Source organism: Sphingomonas sp. DC1600-2 (genome assembly GCF_049897605.1).
Taxonomy (GTDB): domain Bacteria; phylum Pseudomonadota; class Alphaproteobacteria; order Sphingomonadales; family Sphingomonadaceae; genus Sphingomonas.
The window spans coordinates 1-19883 of record NZ_JAFCWO010000018.1; the positions used below are offsets into that span (position 1 = coordinate 1).

A 19883-nucleotide genomic window follows, 5' to 3' on the forward strand; every position below is an offset into this window, starting at 1 on the left:
ATCGTCGTCGATCAGGCGTCCGCGGCACACCCGCCAAGGTCAATGCGAACGCTGGTCTTGCGGCCAGCGACAAGGTAAACTCGGCCAGCGTCTCGGATGGCAGTCATGAGAGCGTATATCTGGGTCCGTTCTATGTACTGACCCCGTGACGGCCGATCGCGAATATCGAGCAGCCTGATAGTGCTAAAACTCAGTGATGCGCGATCGAGCCCTGCCCGACTTCAGACCATCATAGCGCCAAGACCCTTCGCGACGCAGCGAAGGGGTTCGTCGGCGACGTGCGTTCGCAGGCCTGTCGCCTGCGTTATAGCATGCTGAAGAATCTTCACTGAGGCACTGCCACCGCTGAGGTAGATCCCGCGATCATGAATATCGCGGGATAGCTCTGGCGGTGTCTCGTTCAAAGCGTCTCGAACAACGTCTACGATAAGAGCCGCATGGCGGTCGATAACGCCGATTAATTCTTGCGCGCTGACACAAAAAGTAGCGGGGCCTCCCGACAAAACGTTATGGCCTTTCAATTCCAGATCCGACGTATTGGATTGATCGTCAAAGAGTCGCTCAGAGATCTCCAGCTTTACGCGTTCGGCTGTTTCTTGCCCGATCAGAAACTTATGCCTGGACTGAAGATGATCGATGATAGCCTGGTTTAGGGCATGCCCGCCGATACGCACCGACCGTTGAACGCAAAGTGCACCAAGTGAGAGCACGCCGACTTCCGTCGTCCCGGCGCCACATTCTATGAGCATCGAACCTTCCGGCTCTTCCACGGGTAGTCCCGCCCCGAACGCTGCTGCGAGCGGCTCGGGCACCAGTTCAACAACGCGGACACCGGCATCGTTGGCGGTTGTTACCAAGGCGGTTCTCTCGGCATGTGTCGCATCGGCGGGCACTCCGATGATCGCGCGCGGTGATCGGAGTCGACGGCGACCGATGCTTGCATGGATCGCATGGCGCAACATTTCGCGGCCAGCTTCGATGTCGTTCAACACCCCACGGGCCAAGGGACGCGCTATGCGAAGCGGCCCCGACGTTCGACCGACGATGCGAGTGACGGCTTCACCAACAGCGAGCAACTTCGGTTCCCAGGTCTCATCGCTGAAACAGCAAAGCGAGGGTTCTTCGAACACGATTCCAGAACCGCGCACATAGATCCGCGTGTTCGCTGTTCCAAAATCGATCGCAAGGTCGGCAGCACCTCTTTTGAGGGCTGCATGCTGTGTCGTTGTCATAAGGACGCGCTAGCAGAATCTAGCTGGTTTGTATTCCTCGTGGGCATCGCGTGCGTTAACACCACGGTAGCCCGACATGCTGCCAGCGTTCAGGTCGGTTCGCTCAGCTTGTTGTGGTGCCGCCTTTCCTTAACGATAGAAACTTCACCCTCTCAGTCTTGCTATTTATATCGTAACGCGATATATAATGAGAAGCAGAAATGGAGGGGATTGCGGTCGAGCGAGTCACCGGAATCGGTGGCGAACTGACCCGTCCACATTCGATGAACATGCTTGATATCGCTTTTGAAGCAATCACGGCAGTCTTGGGCGGTCTAGCAGCCGCACTGGTGCTTACATGGCTGGGCTGGACTGCCTTCAAGGTCGTCCGCCATCCCGAATGGGGGCCGCCAGCCATGCTGGTTTTGCTCGTGGCAGTTTCTGGTGGTGCCCTCAGATCGAGCGACTTCCTGCGCATGGTGGTTCTGTTTAGCGCAATCGCGGGCATGCTCGTTTGGGCCGAAGGCGGCGACTGGCGCGAACGCCACAAATCAAAAGGACGAAACGCGAGTCCCGATGCACACCCTTCGTCTGAGAGTGGCGCATTACCATCCACGCGGGGAGCCAAATTCCTGGATCGAAATCACCTGAAAGGATGACGTAATGCCACGTACCTTGGCCATCTATCCTGCGATCGTGGCATGCATCAACGAAACGCGCTTGCCGGAGCGACAGGAGATCGAACTGGTTGCCGCTCGCGTGTGGAATGAGACCCGGGACGCAAAGACGCGGCGGTCGTCGATGCTTGTCCCCGGATCAGCGGAGCACAGGAAAGTCCTTCGAGTTGCCGTAGTAGCGCTCGGTGTCAGAGGCGAAACTGCCATCACGAAAATGCTCGAACGACTGAACGACAGGCACACAAAGCTTTAGGGAACCGAATTCGCGGGGGAGCTTAAAACAAAGGACCGATATTGTGACAACCACCGGCCTAATCGTTGCGGCGGTAGCTGCTCTCGTCGTGCTCGGGTACATTGGTTGGATAACGCGACGCGCGAAGACAGGATCAGGCGCTGCTGCACCCCGTCAAAGACAGGGCTGATGCATTTTGTCGATCTCATGGCCGCGAACAACCGACGTGTGCAGTTTTCTCATTGCTTTGACGGTGTTGACCATCCTCCCCCGAGGGCCAAAAAAAGCGCAATCTGATCGCGATTGATATCGGTCTGCGCGGCTGTAACGGCTTGCTCGGCAATGATCCGACTGCGCTGGGCATCCAGCGCAACCAGACCTCCCAGCTTGCCACCCCGCCGCAAAGCGGCCGTTCGCTCGGAAACCTGTACCGCGCCATCGCGTGCCGCTTTCAAATCTTCCAGTCGCACAAGATCGGCCGCATAGTTGTTCAGTGCGCTTTCCACCTCCCGCAAGGCGCTCAGCACCGTGCCGTCAAAGGCCGCGAGATTAGCGCGTGTCTGCGCCTCGCTCTGCGAAATTCGCGCCCGAATTGCGCTTCGGTGGATGTTCCAGCTGATCAATGGGCCAATGCCAAACCGATTGGTCAACGACGATAGCAGGTCTGTCGCAGCGCCGGTGGAGCCAAGCGAAGCCCCGAGTTTGATGTCGGGATAGAGCGCGGCCGTTGCTATACCGATCCGTGCCGTCGCCGCAGCCAATCGGCGTTCGGCCGCGCGAACATCGGGTCGTCGCTTGAGCAGCCCCTGTCCGTCCCCAACCGGCATCAGCGAGCGCAGCACCAACGGCGCGTGACATCCTAGCAGGCCGTGATCGAATTCTGCAGGCACCCGTCCCATCAACGTCGCAATGCGGAATACAGCGTTCCGCTGGCCTGCTTCCATGCGGGGCAAGCGCGCCCTGGTGTTTGCCAGCAGGCTTAGCTGGCGATCCTGCTCGAACTTCGGCGCACGGCCATGCGCAATCATAAGGCGGGTGAGGCGCAGGTCTTCGTCCAGTACAGCAATTAGCTGGCGAAGGTCCGCGATCTCGTGCCCGGCGTTGCAGACATCGGCATAGGCCTGCGCTGTCTGGGCCGCGACGTTGATCCGGACCAGATCGCGGGCGGCAACCGCGGCTTCGTCCTCGGCGGTGGCTGCCTCGACACCGCGCCGGATCCCGCCAAACAGGTCAAGGTCGTAACTGATCGAAAGCCCGCCATTGTAGATCTGATGTTCCGGCGGTTGGACATGTTGCATGACCGCTTCTGCTGAAGGCTGCGCCCAGCTCGTCTCCAGATTTGCGGTGCCTCCGACCTCTCGACCGGTTCGTGCCTCGGCGAGCAGCGCGTCACTGCGCTGAAGATTGGCTTCGGCAACCCGCAGATCGGTGTTGGCGATGAGCGCTTGTTCGATCAAACGGTTCAAAACCTGGTCGTCGAATAGCTTCCACCATTGATCGGGTAGCGGATCGTTAGTGGTCCCCTGCCCGCCGGATATAAACGCGCCCTGCCCTTTTGGCGCGTTGACGAGGGCCTCGTCCGGCATCCGATAATTCGGGCCAACGGTTGCGCAGGCGGACAGGCAGAAGAGCGCGAGCGGCGCCAGCAGCCGGCGAAGGTTCACCATGGCAGGCTCCGGCGACCGGGCACATCGACAGCGCGGGCATGAACGATCACGGTCGCCGTTTGGCCCGGGATCAGCCGGACATTACTGGGCACTTTGTCGATTTTGATTCGCACAGGAATGCGCTGCGCCAATCTGACCCAGGTGAAGGACGGGTTGACGTTGGCAAGTTGTGCTTCCCCCCCGGCGCGTTCGCGATCTTCGACCCCGGCGGCGATGCTTTCGACATGACCGGTGATTTCGTCGGCGACGCCCATCAGGTAAACGCTCGCGGGATCGCCGAGATGGATAGCGGGCAATTTCGTTTCCTCGAAATACCCCTCCACCCGCAGCGACTGGCCATAGACAAGCGCGACCGCTGGCTTTCCGGCGTTCAGGTAGACGCCAGGCTGTAGCGTCATGTTCGACACCGTCCCGTCGACGGGCGCACGTACATAGGTACGATCCAGATTGAGCCGCGCCAGATTGCGCGCGGCAATGGCCTGATCCAGTCCAGTCCTAAGGGCATCGACCCGCGCCCGCCCCTGCTCGATCACCTCGGCCGCCAGCAACTCGGTCATCGAACGATTGCGACGATCCTCCCGCGCGGCCTGCGCCAGGCTCACCCGCTGGGTCGCCAGGTTCGCGTCAGCCTGATCGAGTGCCAGCTGATAGCGTGGGCGGTCGATGACCAGCAGAATCTGGCCCTTGCGCACGAATTCATCGTCACGGATGCGCACTTCGGTGACAAGCCCACTGACATCAGCGGCGACCGGCACGAGATCGGCCCGAACCTTGCCGTCACGCGTCAGCGGTTCAACCTGGTAGCGCATCCACAAGGCGTAGATTGCCGCGAGCACGATGCAGATCACCAGCGCGGTGACCGCTGTGCGCAGAAGGGAACGACGATGGATCATATCAGGATACCAGAGCACGGGAGAGGAAGTTGTCGGCAAGGAAGGTCAGAGCCCACCAAAGCGTCGCGAACAGCGCCAGCTCGAGAACGCCCGGGTGCCAAAGCAATTGGGAGAAAGGGAGGCGCTGCAGCAGATTGCGAAGACAATAAGCGAGGATTCCCGCTACAACCGCCCAGACGAGCGCGGCTGGCATATAGATGCCAAAGAGATGCAGTTCCTCGATCATCGCGCGCGCGCACTCTCGAAAGGCAGCGCTGCCGGGAACAGGTTGCACCGCATGCCGACGAGCGCCAGCAGCGCTTGATGGCGTGGCGCAAGCTGCGCGCTCGCAAGCATATCGTCGATTGCTGCATCGATCGCTTCAAGCAAAGACACCGGGGGTGACACGGCTTCACCGGCTTGTCGGCGCGCGCGAAATAAGGAGGATGTCTCAGACAGCACCATGCCGAGGGCGTGACGGACGTCATGGGGCACGGCGACCAGCGCGCGCCGGATCGGGATGATGTTCCGGCCGATACGCAGGTCGGCAAGACCATCGGTCTCGTGTAGCGCATCGCCGGCGGGCGCAACCGCCATGCGCGCCGCGATCTGTCCCAGCCGATCGACTGCCAGGCCCGTCCAGCGTTCGGCTTCGAACGGTCTGCGAATGTTAGCGAGTTGCTCGAGATCAGCCCAATTTCCCCGTACGATCCGGCGCGCCGTCCACAGCACATTGGTCGAACGAAACAACTTGGTCACGGCGAGCGTGGTCACGACACCCCCCACCTGGGCAAGCCCGGTGTTGATGAACACGGCAAAGTCCGCCTGAAAGCGCGCCAGAAAACCAAGGCCGACGATGAAACAGGAAAACATCGGTAAAGCCCGTACGGACCGCGGCGGGTCGGCTTGGATATACCCCATCCAGAGCAGCGCTGGCGCAAGAGTGACGATCAGCATTCCGTAGCCATCGACACGCGGCAAGATCGCAAACAGGTAGAGCGCCGCCAGAGGGAATGTCATCAGCGTCGCGCCAAGGTAACGGCCAATCACGGGCGCCGGGTCGTCCTGCACCGCGAACGAGCAGGTGATTAACGCGGCAAAGGCAGCCGTGGCCGATCCATTGGGCCAGGCCAGAAGAATCCACACTGCGCAATAGAGCGCGATCGCCGTGGCTGTTGCGAGCCCAGCAAGCGCCGCGACGCTATGGTCCCGCGCAAGCGGGTAGCTTTCGCTAACCGTTTCCGGCGTGACAGGCTGTGGCCCTTCGGGCGCACCCCCAATTTGCTGGACGAGCCGGCGGCTGTCATCCAGCGCTTCCAGAAACTCAGCCACGCGCTCGCAGACGCTGACGACCAAAAGCCCCTCCCAGTCGGCTGTTTGTTCATGAAGAGCTGCCAGGGATCGACACCGATCAACAAGCGCACGCTCAACAGCGCCAGGCGTGTCGATCACGCCCCCAAGCCAGAGGATGACGTCGTCAATCAGCGCCTCAAGCGGGGCGTCGAGCGGCGAAAGCTCCCGCAGAAGGTCGAGCCGGTTTGCTGCAGCCGATGCCAGTGGCAGCACCGTTGCCAGACGTTCTTGCAGGCTCAGAACCAACCGTCGCGTTGCTGGCGCCGCGCGTTGATCAAACGGAAGGTGGATGGCGATCATGCCAAGTTCGGTCACGTCGGCGGCAAGGGTCCGACGATGCTCATATTCCAGCGCCGTATGGCGGCTTCCAAGCGCCTCGGCGGTCCAGCGGGACGCATGCGCGAGAAACGCTTCCGCCTTGCTGCGGATGACCGGGGTGGCGCTCCATGGCTGGAGCAGGGCGTGCGCGATCGAAACGCAGACGATGGCCACCGTCATTTCCTCGACCCGGGATATGGTTGTGGTGAAGATATTACCCGGGTCGTCGAGATAAGGGAAACTGATCACGGCTGAGCTGAACGCTGCCATCTGGAACAGGAAGGCACGCGGCGTACGGTCGAGAACGGCAAGATAGATGCAAAAGCCTGTCCAGGCCGCCAGGCATAATATCAGAAGCTCGGGCGAATTCTGCAGGTTCGGAACCAGCGCGACCGTAACCACAGCACCCGTCACTATACCGCCGAGACGATAGAAGATCTTGGGCCTGAAGGCCCCTGCCATAGGTTGCGCGGTGACGTAGACGGTGAGAAGTGCCCACCATGGGCGCGGCAAGCTTGCGGAAAAGGCGATCGCAAGCGTAGCCGCTGCAGCAATATAACTGCTGAAGGAAAAGAGAAACTTCTGAGAGTCGATCGCGAAGAAGGGCTGCGCTGCGCCCGCGCTAGTCTGTACTGGCATGAAGATGGCTATCGCGTCGCTGTACAGACCGACGGCAAAAGCGACGGTCATTGTGAGAACATCGTCCGAAGACGAGCGCCTATTGCCTCACGGAAGCCGGTCTCCGAAGTTCAAAATATTTATGGCATAGCGCAAATATATTGCGGTACGTCTCCACGCGCATTTGGGGTGAACATCACCAGCGACCTCAGCGGAGGTGGGAAAGCGTGAACAGGAGGGTTATCGCGACACCAAAAGCAAGGATCATCACTCCAGAAATGCGCATTGCATAGCGGGCGGGATCCTCGTCGGTCAGCGGTTGCAAGCGAGCCGGCGCATGGCATTCATGGCGCAGCACTGACCACCATCGGCGCACCAGATTCTGGCGGAACGCCAGATGGAATCCCAGAACGATCAGAATTAGCCCCAGTAGATCGATGAGTATGACAGCTGTGGGCATGGCTCGCCTCCTTTCGCCTAGTGGTCGAATTCGGCGGTGAGTCGTCGCTTCAACATGCGGACAACCCAAGATCGAGCCCTGCGATCAAATCCCTTTCATCTTCCAGGCCAACCGACAGACGCAGCAGGCCATCGCTGATGCCAGCGATGCGGCGGGCCTCATCACCCATATCTGCATGGGTCATCGTCGCAGGGTGTGCGACGAGGCTTTCGACGCCTCCGAGCGATTCCGCCAGCGTGAACATACGAACATGCGATATAAAGCGACGGACCGCCTCGACACCACCGACAAGCTCGAAGCTGAGCATCGCGCCATAGCCTCTTTGCTGACGGCGGGCGATCGTGTGGCCTGGATGGGATTTGAGACCCGGGTAATGCACCCGCGCCACTGCAGCATGATGCTCGAGATGATTGGCGATCACGGTTGCGGTCAGTTGCTGCCGTTCGATGCGAGGAAACAGCGTACGCAAGCCGCGTAAGGTGAGCCAGGCGTCAAAGGGCGCGCCGATGGAGCCGACGACATTCGCCCATTTACGCAGCACCTCGACCTGTGCGGGATCAGCCGCGATGATCGCGCCACCGATAACGTCGGAGTGGCCATTCAGATATTTGGTCGTGGAATGAATGACGTAATCGGCGCCGAGCGTCAGCGGTCGCTGCAGCGCGGGCGAAAGGAAGGTGTTGTCGACAGCAACCGCGGCACCGGCACTTTTGGCCTTGGCGGCGATCGCCGCTATATCGACGATCCGCATGAGGGGGTTGCTCGGGGTTTCGATCAGAACGAGGGCCGGCACGTCCTCAAGCGCGGCATCGAGTGCCCTGTCATTCGACTGATCGACGAAGACGACCTGAAACTGGCGGCGTTCGGCGCGCGCATTCAACAGGCGATAGGTGCCGCCGTAGCAATCGTGAGGCGCGAGGACGAGATCATCGGGGCCAAATTGACCAAGAAGGAGATCGATCGCGGCCATGCCGCTCGAGGTAATGACGGCCCCCGCGCCACCCTCAAGCTTTGCAAGTGCGTCGGCGAGCAGATCGCGGCTAGGATTGCCGGATCGGCCATAATCATGAGCACGCGGTTGGTCATAGCCTTCGAACGTATAGGTGCTGGACATGTAGAGCGGCGGCGTTACCGCGCCGAAGGCCGTATCGCTCGCGACTCCATGCGAGGCAGCGATTGTTTCCAGAGCAGGGCGCCCCGGGGAAAGATTCTCAGTCATTGCGCTGGCGCCCTTCGCTCACTTCGCGGCGGGACACTCCCGAGCGAGACACCTTTGTCCCAGGATCTGGATGTGCCCTGGAGAGTCGGTTTTCGTCATTATCTGCACAACCTCAACATTGTGGCCCCCGCGCGCTCCGGTCTGCCAAAGCAGAATCCTCTCCGGGCGCGTTTATTGGGGGGCAATTCGTATGCGAACAGGTTGACGGTAACATGAGCATAAGACAAACGAGTATTATTGCCGGTTAATAGCAATATTTTGTGGATTTACCTGCGTGGAGCCACCCTAACCGAATTTGGCCAATAGATCCGCAAGGAGAGGTTTCAGCCGACGGATCTCCTCGCAATGGGTCGCAGATAAAGCAGCGAGCATCGTTTCCGCCTTAGGTGTGAGCCGAAGCATTGCCCGACGGCGGTCGACGCTTGCCTCGTGCCGGGTAACCAGCTCAAGCGCCTCCAGTCGATCAACCAGTCCGGTTGCGCTATGCGGCTTGAGGATAAGCCGCTCGGCGATAATGCCGACGGTCACCTCGGCCGGAGACGCCGCGCGGATTGCCAATAAGGCCTGATGCTGTTGGGGCGTGAGACCAACATTCGTCGCATTCGCCTCGCTGAATGCCTGGAAACGACGCAACGCATGGCGAAAGTCGGCCAGCGCAATGTAATCCTCATCCGTCAACGCAACGCTATTTGTCATGCAACCCCATCTCACCCATTGAATTATATCGCACTGCGATATAACGGATCGCCCACCCCGTATCAAAGGCGATTCATGACGTCCGCAGCAAAAGCCATATCAGAAACACATCGTCTGGCCGACCATAGCGCGAATTGGCGCATGCTCATGCTCGCCGCCATGGCGCTCGTCGTCGGCACGGGCGGCGCGCTCGGCGCCTGGATCCTGATCCGCCTGATCGCGATCGCTACCAACCTGTTCTGGTTTGGGCGGCTTTCGGCGCAATCGGTATCTATAACCGATACCACCGTCGGATTGTGGATCATCGCCATTCCGATCATCGGGAGCCTGATCGTCGGGCTGATGGCCCGCTATGGCTCCGATAAAATTCGTGGGCATGGTATCCCCGAGGCGATCGAGACGATCTTGTATGGCGAGAGCCGGTTGTCGCTCAAGGTCGCGATCCTGAAGCCGCTTTCGTCTGCGGTATCGATCGGCAGCGGCGGCCCCTTCGGCGCGGAAGGACCGATCATCATGACCGGCGGCGCGATCGGATCGCTGTTCGCGCAATGCTTTCATCTGAGCGCGGCCGAGCGCAAGACATTGCTCGTGGCCGGCGCCGCAGCCGGGATGACGGCGATCTTTGGTACGCCGCTCGCCGCGATTCTGCTGGCGATCGAGGTGCTGCTCTTCGAATGGAAACCCCGCAGCTTCGTGCCGGTCGTGGTCGGTGTTATAGTTGCGTTTGCATGGCGCCCCTGGCTGATTGGCAGCGGCGCCATGTTTCCGTTTGTCGCGCTCACCCCGACGGGCCTTTGGCCAATCGCGGCGGCGGCGGGCGTTGGTATTGTCGTGGGACTCGAGGCGGCCCTGCTCTCGACATCCCTCTACCGCGTCGAGGATCTGTTTCACCGACTGCCAGTTCACTGGATGTGGTGGCCGGCAATCGGCGCCATCGTGGTTGGTTTCGGCGGCCTGATCGATGCCCATGTGCTGGGCGCAGGTTATCAGAGCATCCAGGCCTTGCTGGACGGGTCGCTGACAACGCGGGTCGTCGTTGCGCTGCTCGTCGTCAAGGCGGTCGTCTGGCTCGTAGCGCTGGGTTCGGGGACATCGGGCGGTGTGCTGGCGCCGTTGCTGATTTTGGGCGGCGCGGCCGGGTGTCTGCTCGGACATCTCCTGCCAGGTGGCCCCGGCTTCTGGGCCATGATCGGCATGGCAGGCATCATGAGTGGTGCCATGCGGGCGCCCATTACCGGCGCCCTTTTTGCCGCTGAACTCACGGGCCATTTCGACGCTCTGCCGCTTACCGTCACGGCGGCAGCCTGCGCATATGCCGTCAGCGTCCTGTTGATGCGTCGATCGATCCTGACCGAAAAAATTGCGCGGCGGGGTCGCCACATTCTCCAGGAATACAGCGTTGATCCACTGGACCTCGTGCAAGCCGCTCAATTGATGACACGCGATCCCGCCACGCTTCCGGGTACAATGACGATCGCTACGGCCGCAACCTTCTTTGCCGATGGTGCGGATCATCGTAGCTATCCCGTTGTCGATGACGATAATGCGCTGCTTGGCCTCGTCTCCCGAACGGATGCCTTGCGGTGGCAGGTTGGCGAGCATCCCGCCGATACCAGCCTTGCCGAAACGCTCTCCGACGCATCGCTTCTTGTCGCCTACCCCGCGACGCCGATCGGCGTGGTGGCCGACCTCATGGTCGATTCCGGGGTCGGCCGGATACCGATCGTCGAACCGGGCAGCCGCCGCGTCGTCGGCATTCTTTCCCGCCAGGATCTGTTGAAGGCACGCAGCGCGCATCGCCAATCGGAAACCGGTCGTGCCCGTTTTGTCAGTCCGTCGAGCAAAGCGCCAGAAACTGCACTGTAGAACGGCATAGAAGCCTCTCGGGAATCAGTGCTTATCAAGTTCGCGACGGATCGAGATTTGTGCGACCCGCGCGCCTTCGCCGTGCAGCGCCGTCGTCCAGACGATGTCCGCAGCGTAATAATCATCGATAGTGGTCCTCTGGGAGTAGACGCACTCGATCACTTCAGGATTACGGCGTTGCGGCTGGCAGCGCGCACCAGCACGCACCAATATCGCTTGGGCATCCGGTAGCGGCATGCCGATCGGTAGGGCGGCGGCGACAGCAGCTTGCGCTGCCGGCAATTGGTCCGTTTGGCCAAAAGCTGTCTCAATGTCCGCGAACCGCAAAGTCGGAGCGGCCGGATGCTCAGGGGTGCCAGCATATACTGCGGAGGTAGCCAAGCCGACAACCAGAACTGGTAGCCACTGCGGCGATATAAGCCACGAGCGCACGGTCTAGGCGCTGGCCAAGGCAGGCGTGCGCGACATGATCGCTTCATCGACTGCCTCGTTGATCAGAATGGCGAGCTTCGCGCCAGCAAAGCGGGCGCTCGGAAGATGCCACACTCTGCCAACGACGTAGGCCTTGCGGTCGATCTCGACCTCTTCACCGCACGAAGGCAGGGCGTCAAAATGCATTGCGCCCTTGTCTTTGGCGGTACCGACGTCAACGCCGTGATAGACGGTGACGAGCATTTCTCTTTCTCCAGAAGGGGGATGATGATCAAAATGACGGAATGAGAATAATCACCTTGACGGTGACATCCCCTTGAGCCGCGCGTGCATGCGCAAGCACGCGGCGGATATCGCCAGCGGTTCCAGAACATGCCTCGCCGAAACTGCATCGTCGCTGCCGGGCCCGTAGATCCAGATGCGATCGGGCAGATTCGCATCGCGTTCCATCCAGTGGCCCGGTGGAACGAGGGTCGCCGCCGCTGCCTTCTCGCCGGAATATCGTAGCGCGCGAACGCGGCTACCGTCGCCATAGCGCCAAACCGCTATCTCAAGTTCTTCCAGATCCACCAGTCCGGGAAATACCGTTCGGGCAATTCGACCGTCCAGTTCCCGGCTGGCCGCGCTTGTCGCCTCGCAAAGGTGGGCGAGATCCCGGCATTCTCGGGCCAGGTTCGAGGTTCCTGCAGCACAGAGCGTCTGATCGCTCACAATATATTCTCGTCATCATCATCGTCGCGGACATGAGCCTTACCCACGGGGATGCGCGAGACTGGCTCGCAAACACTTTGCAGGAGGCCGTCGCCGATAGCGTAGATAAGCCCATGTACCCTCAGGTCGTGACCATCTCGCCATGCTTGCTCGACCACAGCATTGGCGCAGACCTGCTCAACCTGGGCGATGACGTTGAGCTCGCACAGTCGATCCTCGCGTGCCTGCTCATCCGGTAAAGCATGAAGCGCAGTGCGATGTTGCCAGTATAGGGCTCTGACGGGTGCAAGCCACGAACCGATTGCGTCGTTCGCAACGGCATTTCGAGCCGCGCGAATGCCCCCGCAGCCATAATGCCCCACCACCAGAACATGCCGGACGCGGAGCACATTGACGGCAAACAAAAGAGCGGCGTTGAAATTGGTATCGCTGGCCGGCACGAGATTGGCGATGTTGCGGTGGACGAACATTTCGCCTGGATCGAGATCGACAATCTCGGTTGCTGGAACGCGACTATCTGAACAACCCACCCAGAAATATCGCGGGCTCTGTTGACCGACGAGGCGTGCGAAAAAGCGAGGGTCGCTTTGGGTCTTCCGGCCCGCCCATTGCCGGTTTCGTTCAAGCAAATCGGCGATATCATCATTGCCGGCTTGTACGACTGATTCAGGCTGCAGCGGGTTGCTCACCGGCCGAACCTCCCTCGAGATCGACGATCCGCAAATATGGTTTGAGCGTCGCGTAGCCTTGTGGGAATTGTCGCGAGGCTTCCTCGTCCGACAGTTTCGGAGAGACGATGACTGGGTCGCCAGGCTTCCAATTCACAGGCGTCGCGACGCTGCGTCGGTCGGTCAATTGCAGGCTGTCGATCGTCCGCAGAATCTCGACGAAATTGCGCCCCGTGCTTGGCGGATATGTGAGGATGAGGCGGACTTTTTTTAGCGGATCAATGACGAAGACGGACCGCACGGTGACGGTCGGATCGCTCATCGGATGGATCATGCCATAGAGCTGCGCGACCGTTTGATCGTTGTCAGCGAGCATCGGGAAGTTGACCTGCTGCCCTTGAGTAGACTCGATATCGGCCTCCCAGATGCGGTGCGCTTCGACAGGATCGATCGAGAGGCCGATAACCTTGACATCTCGCCTGTCCCACTCCGACTTGAGCCGACCAACCTCGGCCAACTCGGTCGTGCAAACCGGCGTAAAGTCCTTGGGATGACTGAAGAGAACGCCCCACGAGTCTCCAAGCCATTCATGGAAACGAATGCGTCCTTCGGTGCTGTTCTGATCAAAATCAGGCGCTAATTGTCCGAGCTGAATACTCATGCTCATTCCTCATTTTTGCTTGGCTCCTTATCCGCGCGCAATACGCCTCCAACAAACGAATGTTATTGGTTGTTTGCAGCGATATCTTTGCGGTAAAAAAACCGAGGCGCTTATTGGGTCTGGTCGACCCGAGCCGCCCCCGCTCCGTCGAGATTGCGCGAAACGAAATCCCAGTTGACCACTTTAGACAGCAGTTCTTCTGCAAATTTTGGTCGTGCGTTGCGGTAATCGATATAATAGGCGTGTTCCCAGACATCGATGGTCAGCAACGGCGTCATGCCGTGCACGATCGGCGTATCGGCATCGTGAAGCGATGTGATCCTGAGCTTGTCTCCTTCGAGTATCAGCCAGGCCCAGCCGCTCGCGAAGTGACCGACAGCCTCAGCCGCCAGTTTTTGAATTAAATTTTGATGCGAACCAAAGTCGCTCTCGATCATCTTCAAGAGCTTCTCCGACGGCTTGGTCGAGTCCATGGGTGCGAGGCATTGCCAGAAGAAACTGTGATTCCAGACTTGGGCTGCATTGTTGAACAGCGGCTTGTCACCACCTTCTTTCGCAAACGCCGCAATATCGATGATCGTTTTACCCGCCAGACCCTTTTCGTCGATCCAACCATTGACCTTATCGACATAGGCTTTGTGATGTTTGCCATGATGATAGTCAAAGCTTTCAGCCGAGAGCACAGGTTCAAGAGCAGACCGATCGAAGGGAAGTGGGGGAAGCGTAAATGGCATGACAGTTAACTCCATGGATGATGCCCAATATGTGGCGATGCCGGCATGCTGCTTCCACGCTCTGTCGGATCACGCATTTTACCGTCGATCGCGAGGGGCTTCGTCACCGTCCGGTCATCGCGTAGGTGCGTGCTGTGAGGTTTTGCCTTGGGCCGTTTCGCGCCGGCGACAGGAAGGTCCGTCATTTGACCGATTGGTGGAAGCAACGAGCGCTTTAAGGGCGGCACGGCATCTTGTTGGCTTGTAGGTCGGCGGAAAAGAGCCCTGGCGCCATCGTCGGCGAGGAAAAACGCCGCGACCGGGACCGCGATCACGATCGCCAATGTAATCGTATCCGCACTGACGATTTCGCTCGCGCAAAGCCAGTATATGAGCTGCCCTCCTGCAGCGCACGCGACCGTTAAAAGGATCGGCCACCAGCGGCGAAAAGGGCGCGACGACGGAGCAGGCCGGATCGGTCCGGGATATTTCATGGTGGCGTGCCTCCTTGCCGACCCCTCGTTCCTCCTGCTATTGTCATCATGCAAATGAATATAATTGTTATTTAACCAGAAAACGAGTGCTGGATGGATATCGGAGTTGCGCGGACATTTCTGGAAGTTGTGAAAACGGGCACGTTTGTGAACGCGGCTGCCAATCTCAATCTCACCCAGACAGCGGTGAGTGCCCGAATCCGCGTGCTCGAAGAGCAGCTTGATCGGCCGGTCTTCATCCGTAACAAATCAGGCGCGAAGCTTACCCCGGCCGGGGAGCAATTCTTGCGATTTGCGACTACCCTTGTGCAAGTGTGGGAGCGCGCGCGCAGGTCGGTCGCATTGCCTCCCGGGCGCGAGAGCGTGGTGACCATCGGCGCTGAGCTCAGCTTGTGGAGCCCATTGCTACGTCACTGGCTGTTGTGGATGCGCCGCGAATGTCCCGAGTTCGCGGTAAGCACGCAGATCGATAGCGCGGAAAGTCTCATGGAGCAGGTCCAGGATGGCTCTCTCGATGTCGCGATCCTCTATGGCGCACCACGCCGCCCCGGTGTGATTGCAGAACTGCTTTTCGAAGAAAAACTGGTGTTGGTGCGCACCACGCCTACCGATCGGGTGCTAGGCGCTGAAGATCATGTCCTTATCGACTGGGGCGAAGAATTCGCTGCGAGCTATCAGGCGGCGTATCCCGATCAACCCAATTCCGTCGTTGCAATCAGCTACGGTCCGCTGGCCCTCGACTATATCCTCGCCACCGGTGGAACCGGTTACTTCCGCAAAGGCTTCGTACGGTCCTATCTCGAGGAAGGCCGGCTCGCGCTGGTGCCCGATAGTCCCGAGTTCTCTTATTCTGCCTATGCCGTGCATTCCACCAAGGCCGACGAAGGCGTCATGGCGCGCATTAGAACCGGTTTGCGGGCCGCTGCGGCTATTGCGTCATGAACGACGAGCCTGCCTCCCCTGTATGTTATGCATCCCAAGGCGATGACATCTACATGGGCTATGGTGGCCGTGACGAGATCGCTGCCGCGCTCAATGTCTTGCTAGAGGCCGAGCGCGCAGGGGCGCGTGTTACCCTCGAAAGCGCAAACGACGCCCGTCATCCGCCGACGAAGCATCTGATAAAGGCGGTCTATGAGGATGAAGCAAAGTGGTGCGGGATGCTGTCTGCCCAGATCAAGCGTATTGGGGTGATCCCATCTACGCATTGTGGCGCATTCTATGACAAGGCCATGGCCATCGCCGATTCACATGAACGACTCGCGTTCCTCAATCGCGGCCAGGCCTGGGTGGTGCGCAAGCTAGAAGAGCTGCTTCCACGCGTGCGCGACGATATTCTGCATGCTGCTCTGAGCGAGATGAGGGCCAGCCATGTCGAGAATATCCAGCGCACGGAAGAGTGCATCGCCGAGACGAAAACCTGAGCCGGGCCCATGGCTGTCCCACCCCCAGTCCGGATCAAACGCGTCTATGCTCCTCCCGCTGAAAGCGATGGTAGCCGGATCCTTGTCGACCGGCTCTGGCCCCGCGGTCTGGGACGAGACACGGCAGCTTTAACGTCGTGGTGCAAGAGTATCGCCCCGAGTACTGAACTGCGCAAATGGTTTGGTCATGATCCGCAGCGTTGGGCTGAATTCAACCGCCGCTATTGCCAGGAGCTGGATGCCAACGGCGCTGCGGTCACTGAACTGGCGTCACTGCTCGATCGGGGGCCCGGCATTCTGCTGTACGCAGCCCATGACGAGCAACACAATCACGCGATCGTCCTTGCAGACTATATGGCAAAGCATCGCTGAACCGGCTTGGCGGTTCGCAATGGCCACAACACCCCATTTTAACCGGTCTGGGGCAAATCCCGATTCCTTGCGGCGCTAAATAGCATCCCAAGTTCTGCCGGTTTTGTGATGAGATCTGCCAGCGTGTAACCGTCCAGCACGTTTAGAAACGCGGCCAGCGCCTGCCGCAAAGCGCCCGTCAGCCCGCAAGCCGGGGCGATGATGCACTCACCGCAATCGACCAGGTCGAAACCATCCTCGGTGTGCCGTATGACCGCGCCCACTTTGATTTCCACTGCAGGCCTGGCGAGCTTGATGCCGCCAAAGCGGCCCCGTGCACTGGCCAGATAGCCCGCGTTCACCAGATCGTTGACCACTTTCATCAGGTGATTCTGCGAGATGTCATAGGCGCGCGATATCTCGGCGATGGAGCACAACGCATCGGGCCGCGCGCCCAGGTAAATGAGCACCCGCAGGGCATAGTCCGTGTAGCGCGTAAGCCGCATGCAATCTCCTTGCATTCATATATGCATTTTTCTTGCATCTTTCAAAGCCGCCTTATAGATGCATTCTCGATACATGAATTGGAGTCGGTCGATGGACGACGGGAATGAGATCACGGAGGAAGGCCTCAAGCGGCTTGTCTCCCTGTTCTACGAGCGCGTCCGCGAAGACGAATCGCTGGGTCCGATCTTCAACGATGCGATCGAAAACTGGCCCGAACATCTCGACAAGCTGGTTACCTTCTGGTCGTCGGTGATGCTGACCACTGGCCGCTACAAGGGCAACCCCGTGGCCGCGCATCTCAAGCACCGGACGCGCATAAGTCCCGAGCTGTTCCAGCGCTGGCTGGCGCTTTGGAACAGCACCACGGCCGAGGTGTTGGAGCCCGGTGCAGCCGCTGCGCTGCAGAGCAAGGCCGCGCGGATCGCAGAAAGCCTGCAACTGGCGCTCTTCTTCAAGCTCGATACAAAAACCAAACCAGACCGCGCGGCGGCCTGACCGTCAAGGAATCCGTCATGCCAACCGCTCCCTTTGTTGACCTTAGCGTCCACTGCAAACCGCGCGGTCCGTCCGATCGCATCGCGCTGGCCTTCACCAAGATACTGCGGTTCACGGCCGACACATTCTTCGCCAAGCGCTACGGCCACCGTGCCATCGTGCTTGAGACTGTAGCGGCGGTGCCGGGCATGGTCGGCGCAACGCTGACGCACCTGCGTTGCCTGCGGCGCATGTGCGATGACAAGGGCTGGATCCGCACCTTGATGGAGGAAGCGGAGAACGAACGGATGCACCTGATGACCTTCATCGAGGTGGCCAAGCCGACGATGTTCGAGCGGCTCGTGATTCTGGCCGTTCAGTGGGTCTTCTACCTCGCCTTCTTCACGCTCTACCTGGTCAGCGCCAAGACCGCACACCGCGTGGTCGGATATTTCGAGGAAGAGGCGGTGATCAGCTACACGCTCTATCTCGCCGAACTTGACGAGGGCCGTTCCCCCAATGGCCCGGCGCCAGCAATCGCGCGGCATTATTGGAAGCTTGGAGACGATGCGACCTTGCGCGACGTGGTGCTCCTGGTCCGCGCCGATGAGGCACATCACCGCGATATCAATCATAGCTTTGCAAACGAACTAGCCGGATTGCCGGTCAACCATGCGGCGGTGGCGCCCTATCCGGACCACGCCGACGACATTCGGTTGGCAGCCTGACATGGCCGAACCCTATCGCTCAACCCCGGTGTTCGACGAGACCAGCCTCCCTGCGGCGCTGCGCGCGCGACACACGACCAAGGCCGGGGTCTGGGGCATGGTTCGCGTGCTCGAAGGCACAGTGAAACTGACCTATCTCGAGCCGACTTCCGAACATCTGCTTGATCCCGACACCCCGGGACCATTGCTTCCCGAACAGCCCCATTTTGTCGAACCAATCGGCGCGATGAAGATGCGGGTCGATTTCTACAGTGAACCGCCGGGCGGCTAACCCCGCCCGCCCCGGCCTACCCCATTATCACGACAGGAGACGTTGATGTCACAGACACTCAGCGAGCGCACGATCGCGCTCGTCAAAGCCACGGTTCCCGCACTCGAAGCCCATGGTCTCGATATTGTCCATGAGATGTACGCGCGGATGTTCGAAAATCCCGAGATTCGCGACCTGTTCAACCAGTCGCACCATGGTGACGCGGGGTCACAGCCGCGAGCCTTGACCGCCGCGATCCTCGCTTATGCGGCGAACATCGAGAATCTGGGCGCTCTTGCCCCAGCGGTCGAGCGGATTGCGCAAAAGCATGTCGGTCTGCAGATCCTGCCCGAACATTATCCCCATGTCGGTGAAGCGCTGCTCGGTGCCATCAAGGCCGTGCTCGGCGATGCCGCCACCGAAGAGATTCTCGCTGCCTGGGGCGAAGCCTATTGGTTCCTGGCCCATATCCTGATTGCACGCGAAGAGCGGCTTTACAAGGAGCACAGCACGGCCGACGGCGGTTGGGCGGGCTGGCGCACGTTCGCGGTCGACGAGGTCCGTCCCGAGAGCAGCGTCATCACCTCGTTCATCCTGCGCCCCACCGATGGGCGTCCGGTTATTCGCCACAAGCCCGGTCAATATCTGACCTTCTGGCTCGAGATCCCCGGGCATCCTCCGGTCAAACGCAATTATAGCATTTCACAAGCAGCCAATGGCGAGACCTATCGTATCTCGGTCAAACGCGAGCAGATGGGTCTCGCCTCGGGCTGGCTGCACGACCAGGCGAAGCCCGGCACCGTGCTCAAGGTGGCCGCGCCCGCAGGCGAGTTCTTCCTGACGGACAATCCCGAACGCCCGGTCGTGCTGATGTCCGGCGGAGTCGGCCTGACCCCGATGGTGGCAATGCTCGAAGCCATAGCGCAACAGCATCCTGACCTTCCCGTCCAATATCTTCATGGAACACTGGATGGCTCGACCCACGCACTGGCCAATGACGTCCACGCGCTCGCAACCGGTCACCCGAACATCCGCGTCACGAATTTCTACCAGACACCACGGGCAGAAGACGTTGCGGGCCGGGACTATGACCATGATGGCTTGATCGACGAGCCGTGGCTCACGGCCCATACGCCGATCGAAGAAGCAGACTATTACCTATGCGGCCCGCGACCGTTCCTGCGCGCGTTCGTCGCCACCTTGTCGCTCGCTGGCGTCGCATCGGACAGAATTCATTATGAGTTCTTCGGCCCCGCCGACGAACTACTCGCCGCCTGAAGG

At 60.0% G+C, this 19883-nt stretch carries 24 protein-coding genes; 9 read left to right on the plus strand and 15 right to left on the minus strand.

Annotated features, from left to right (window positions below; genetic code table 11):
• Positions 1-221: 221 nt before the first annotated feature.
• The gene (locus ACP7BL_RS16475; RefSeq protein WP_209612919.1) at positions 222-1232 is read right to left on the minus strand and encodes a rod shape-determining protein; all 1011 of its coding nucleotides are present in this window, start codon (positions 1230-1232) and stop codon (positions 222-224) included.
• Positions 1233-1432: 200 nt separating this feature from the next.
• Here ACP7BL_RS16475 and ACP7BL_RS16480 point away from each other — a divergent pair, with 200 nt between their 5' ends.
• Positions 1433-1870 carry a hypothetical protein gene (locus tag ACP7BL_RS16480; RefSeq protein WP_033965537.1) on the plus strand — a complete coding sequence of 146 codons (438 nt, stop codon included), beginning with the start codon at positions 1433-1435 and terminating at the stop codon, positions 1868-1870.
• Positions 1871-2359: 489 nt separating this feature from the next.
• On the opposite strand, the gene ACP7BL_RS16485 is transcribed toward ACP7BL_RS16480, so the two are convergent.
• The 7 genes from ACP7BL_RS16485 to ACP7BL_RS16515 form a co-directional block, all read right to left on the minus strand.
• Complete coding sequence (locus tag ACP7BL_RS16485; protein WP_133722802.1) at positions 2360-3787, minus strand: efflux transporter outer membrane subunit; 1428 nt, start codon at positions 3785-3787, stop codon at positions 2360-2362.
• Positions 3781-4680: an efflux RND transporter periplasmic adaptor subunit gene (locus ACP7BL_RS16490; RefSeq protein ID WP_033965539.1), complete on the minus strand. Its 900-nt coding sequence runs from the start codon at positions 4678-4680 to the stop codon at positions 3781-3783. The genes ACP7BL_RS16485 and ACP7BL_RS16490 overlap by 7 nt, the downstream gene beginning before the upstream one ends.
• 1 nt (position 4681) lies before the next feature.
• Complete coding sequence (locus ACP7BL_RS16495) at positions 4682-4906, minus strand: DUF1656 domain-containing protein (RefSeq protein WP_033965540.1); 225 nt, start codon at positions 4904-4906, stop codon at positions 4682-4684.
• Positions 4903-6969, minus strand: a complete 2067-nt coding sequence (locus tag ACP7BL_RS16500) for an FUSC family protein (protein WP_033965552.1) — start codon at positions 6967-6969, stop codon at positions 4903-4905. The genes ACP7BL_RS16495 and ACP7BL_RS16500 overlap by 4 nt, the downstream gene beginning before the upstream one ends.
• A 187-nt stretch (positions 6970-7156) precedes the next feature.
• Complete coding sequence (locus tag ACP7BL_RS16505) at positions 7157-7408, minus strand: hypothetical protein (protein ID WP_033965541.1); 252 nt, start codon at positions 7406-7408, stop codon at positions 7157-7159.
• A 49-nt stretch (positions 7409-7457) separates the two neighbouring features.
• Positions 7458-8627 carry a cystathionine gamma-synthase gene (gene metB / locus ACP7BL_RS16510; RefSeq protein ID WP_033965542.1) on the minus strand — a complete coding sequence of 390 codons (1170 nt, stop codon included), beginning with the start codon at positions 8625-8627 and terminating at the stop codon, positions 7458-7460.
• Positions 8628-8912: 285 nt separating this feature from the next.
• Positions 8913-9323 (minus strand): MarR family winged helix-turn-helix transcriptional regulator, encoded by a 411-nt coding sequence (locus ACP7BL_RS16515; RefSeq protein ID WP_033965543.1) that lies wholly within the window; start codon positions 9321-9323, stop codon positions 8913-8915.
• A 75-nt stretch (positions 9324-9398) separates the two neighbouring features.
• Between ACP7BL_RS16515 and ACP7BL_RS16520 the strand changes: the two genes are divergently transcribed.
• Positions 9399-11189: a chloride channel protein gene (locus tag ACP7BL_RS16520; RefSeq protein ID WP_334685374.1), complete on the plus strand. Its 1791-nt coding sequence runs from the start codon at positions 9399-9401 to the stop codon at positions 11187-11189.
• A 24-nt stretch (positions 11190-11213) separates the two neighbouring features.
• On the opposite strand, the gene ACP7BL_RS16525 is transcribed toward ACP7BL_RS16520, so the two are convergent.
• The 6 genes from ACP7BL_RS16525 to ACP7BL_RS16550 all read right to left on the minus strand — a co-directional run bounded on the left by ACP7BL_RS16525 (position 11214) and on the right by ACP7BL_RS16550 (position 14395).
• Positions 11214-11570 carry a hypothetical protein gene (locus ACP7BL_RS16525; protein ID WP_133722798.1) on the minus strand — a complete coding sequence of 119 codons (357 nt, stop codon included), beginning with the start codon at positions 11568-11570 and terminating at the stop codon, positions 11214-11216.
• A 54-nt stretch (positions 11571-11624) separates the two neighbouring features.
• On the minus strand, positions 11625-11864 hold the full coding sequence (locus ACP7BL_RS16530) for a hypothetical protein (RefSeq protein ID WP_033967482.1): 240 nt from the start codon (positions 11862-11864) through the stop codon (positions 11625-11627).
• A gap of 51 nt (positions 11865-11915) precedes the next feature.
• Positions 11916-12332 carry a hypothetical protein gene (locus ACP7BL_RS16535; RefSeq protein ID WP_133722796.1) on the minus strand — a complete coding sequence of 139 codons (417 nt, stop codon included), beginning with the start codon at positions 12330-12332 and terminating at the stop codon, positions 11916-11918.
• The gene (locus ACP7BL_RS16540; protein WP_249340887.1) at positions 12329-13021 is read right to left on the minus strand and encodes a carbonic anhydrase; all 693 of its coding nucleotides are present in this window, start codon (positions 13019-13021) and stop codon (positions 12329-12331) included. The genes ACP7BL_RS16535 and ACP7BL_RS16540 overlap by 4 nt, the downstream gene beginning before the upstream one ends.
• Positions 12999-13661, minus strand: a complete 663-nt coding sequence (locus tag ACP7BL_RS16545; RefSeq protein WP_133722795.1) for a peroxiredoxin — start codon at positions 13659-13661, stop codon at positions 12999-13001. The genes ACP7BL_RS16540 and ACP7BL_RS16545 overlap by 23 nt, the downstream gene beginning before the upstream one ends.
• Before the next feature lie 110 nt (positions 13662-13771).
• Positions 13772-14395, minus strand: coding sequence for a superoxide dismutase (locus ACP7BL_RS16550; RefSeq protein WP_137903132.1), 624 nt, complete (start codon positions 14393-14395; stop codon positions 13772-13774).
• A gap of 566 nt (positions 14396-14961) precedes the next feature.
• Between ACP7BL_RS16550 and ACP7BL_RS16555 the strand changes: the two genes are divergently transcribed.
• Genes ACP7BL_RS16555 through ACP7BL_RS16565 form a run of 3 tightly spaced genes read left to right on the plus strand, consistent with a single transcriptional unit; the run spans position 14962 to position 16664 of the window.
• Positions 14962-15810, plus strand: a complete 849-nt coding sequence (locus ACP7BL_RS16555; RefSeq protein ID WP_133722792.1) for a LysR family transcriptional regulator — start codon at positions 14962-14964, stop codon at positions 15808-15810.
• Positions 15807-16292: a DUF6306 domain-containing protein gene (locus ACP7BL_RS16560; protein ID WP_133722791.1), complete on the plus strand. Its 486-nt coding sequence runs from the start codon at positions 15807-15809 to the stop codon at positions 16290-16292. Before ACP7BL_RS16555 ends, ACP7BL_RS16560 begins: the two co-directional genes overlap by 4 nt.
• 9 nt (positions 16293-16301) lie before the next feature.
• Positions 16302-16664, plus strand: coding sequence for a DUF488 domain-containing protein (locus ACP7BL_RS16565; protein ID WP_137903131.1), 363 nt, complete (start codon positions 16302-16304; stop codon positions 16662-16664).
• Between the two features lie 38 nt (positions 16665-16702).
• On the opposite strand, the gene ACP7BL_RS16570 is transcribed toward ACP7BL_RS16565, so the two are convergent.
• Positions 16703-17149 carry an Rrf2 family transcriptional regulator gene (locus tag ACP7BL_RS16570; protein ID WP_133722789.1) on the minus strand — a complete coding sequence of 149 codons (447 nt, stop codon included), beginning with the start codon at positions 17147-17149 and terminating at the stop codon, positions 16703-16705.
• Between the two features lie 91 nt (positions 17150-17240).
• Here ACP7BL_RS16570 and ACP7BL_RS16575 point away from each other — a divergent pair, with 91 nt between their 5' ends.
• Genes ACP7BL_RS16575 through hmpA form a run of 4 tightly spaced genes read left to right on the plus strand, consistent with a single transcriptional unit; the run spans position 17241 to position 19880 of the window.
• Positions 17241-17645: a group III truncated hemoglobin gene (locus ACP7BL_RS16575; RefSeq protein WP_137903130.1), complete on the plus strand. Its 405-nt coding sequence runs from the start codon at positions 17241-17243 to the stop codon at positions 17643-17645.
• A 17-nt stretch (positions 17646-17662) separates the two neighbouring features.
• The gene (locus tag ACP7BL_RS16580) at positions 17663-18352 is read left to right on the plus strand and encodes an alternative oxidase (RefSeq protein WP_133722787.1); all 690 of its coding nucleotides are present in this window, start codon (positions 17663-17665) and stop codon (positions 18350-18352) included.
• A 1-nt stretch (position 18353) separates the two neighbouring features.
• Entirely contained in the window at positions 18354-18623 is a 270-nt protein-coding gene (locus tag ACP7BL_RS16585; protein ID WP_137903129.1) for a DUF1971 domain-containing protein, read from the plus strand.
• Between the two features lie 45 nt (positions 18624-18668).
• Positions 18669-19880 carry an NO-inducible flavohemoprotein gene (gene hmpA, locus ACP7BL_RS16590; RefSeq protein WP_137903128.1) on the plus strand — a complete coding sequence of 404 codons (1212 nt, stop codon included), beginning with the start codon at positions 18669-18671 and terminating at the stop codon, positions 19878-19880.
• The last annotated feature ends 3 nt before the right edge of the window (positions 19881-19883 follow it).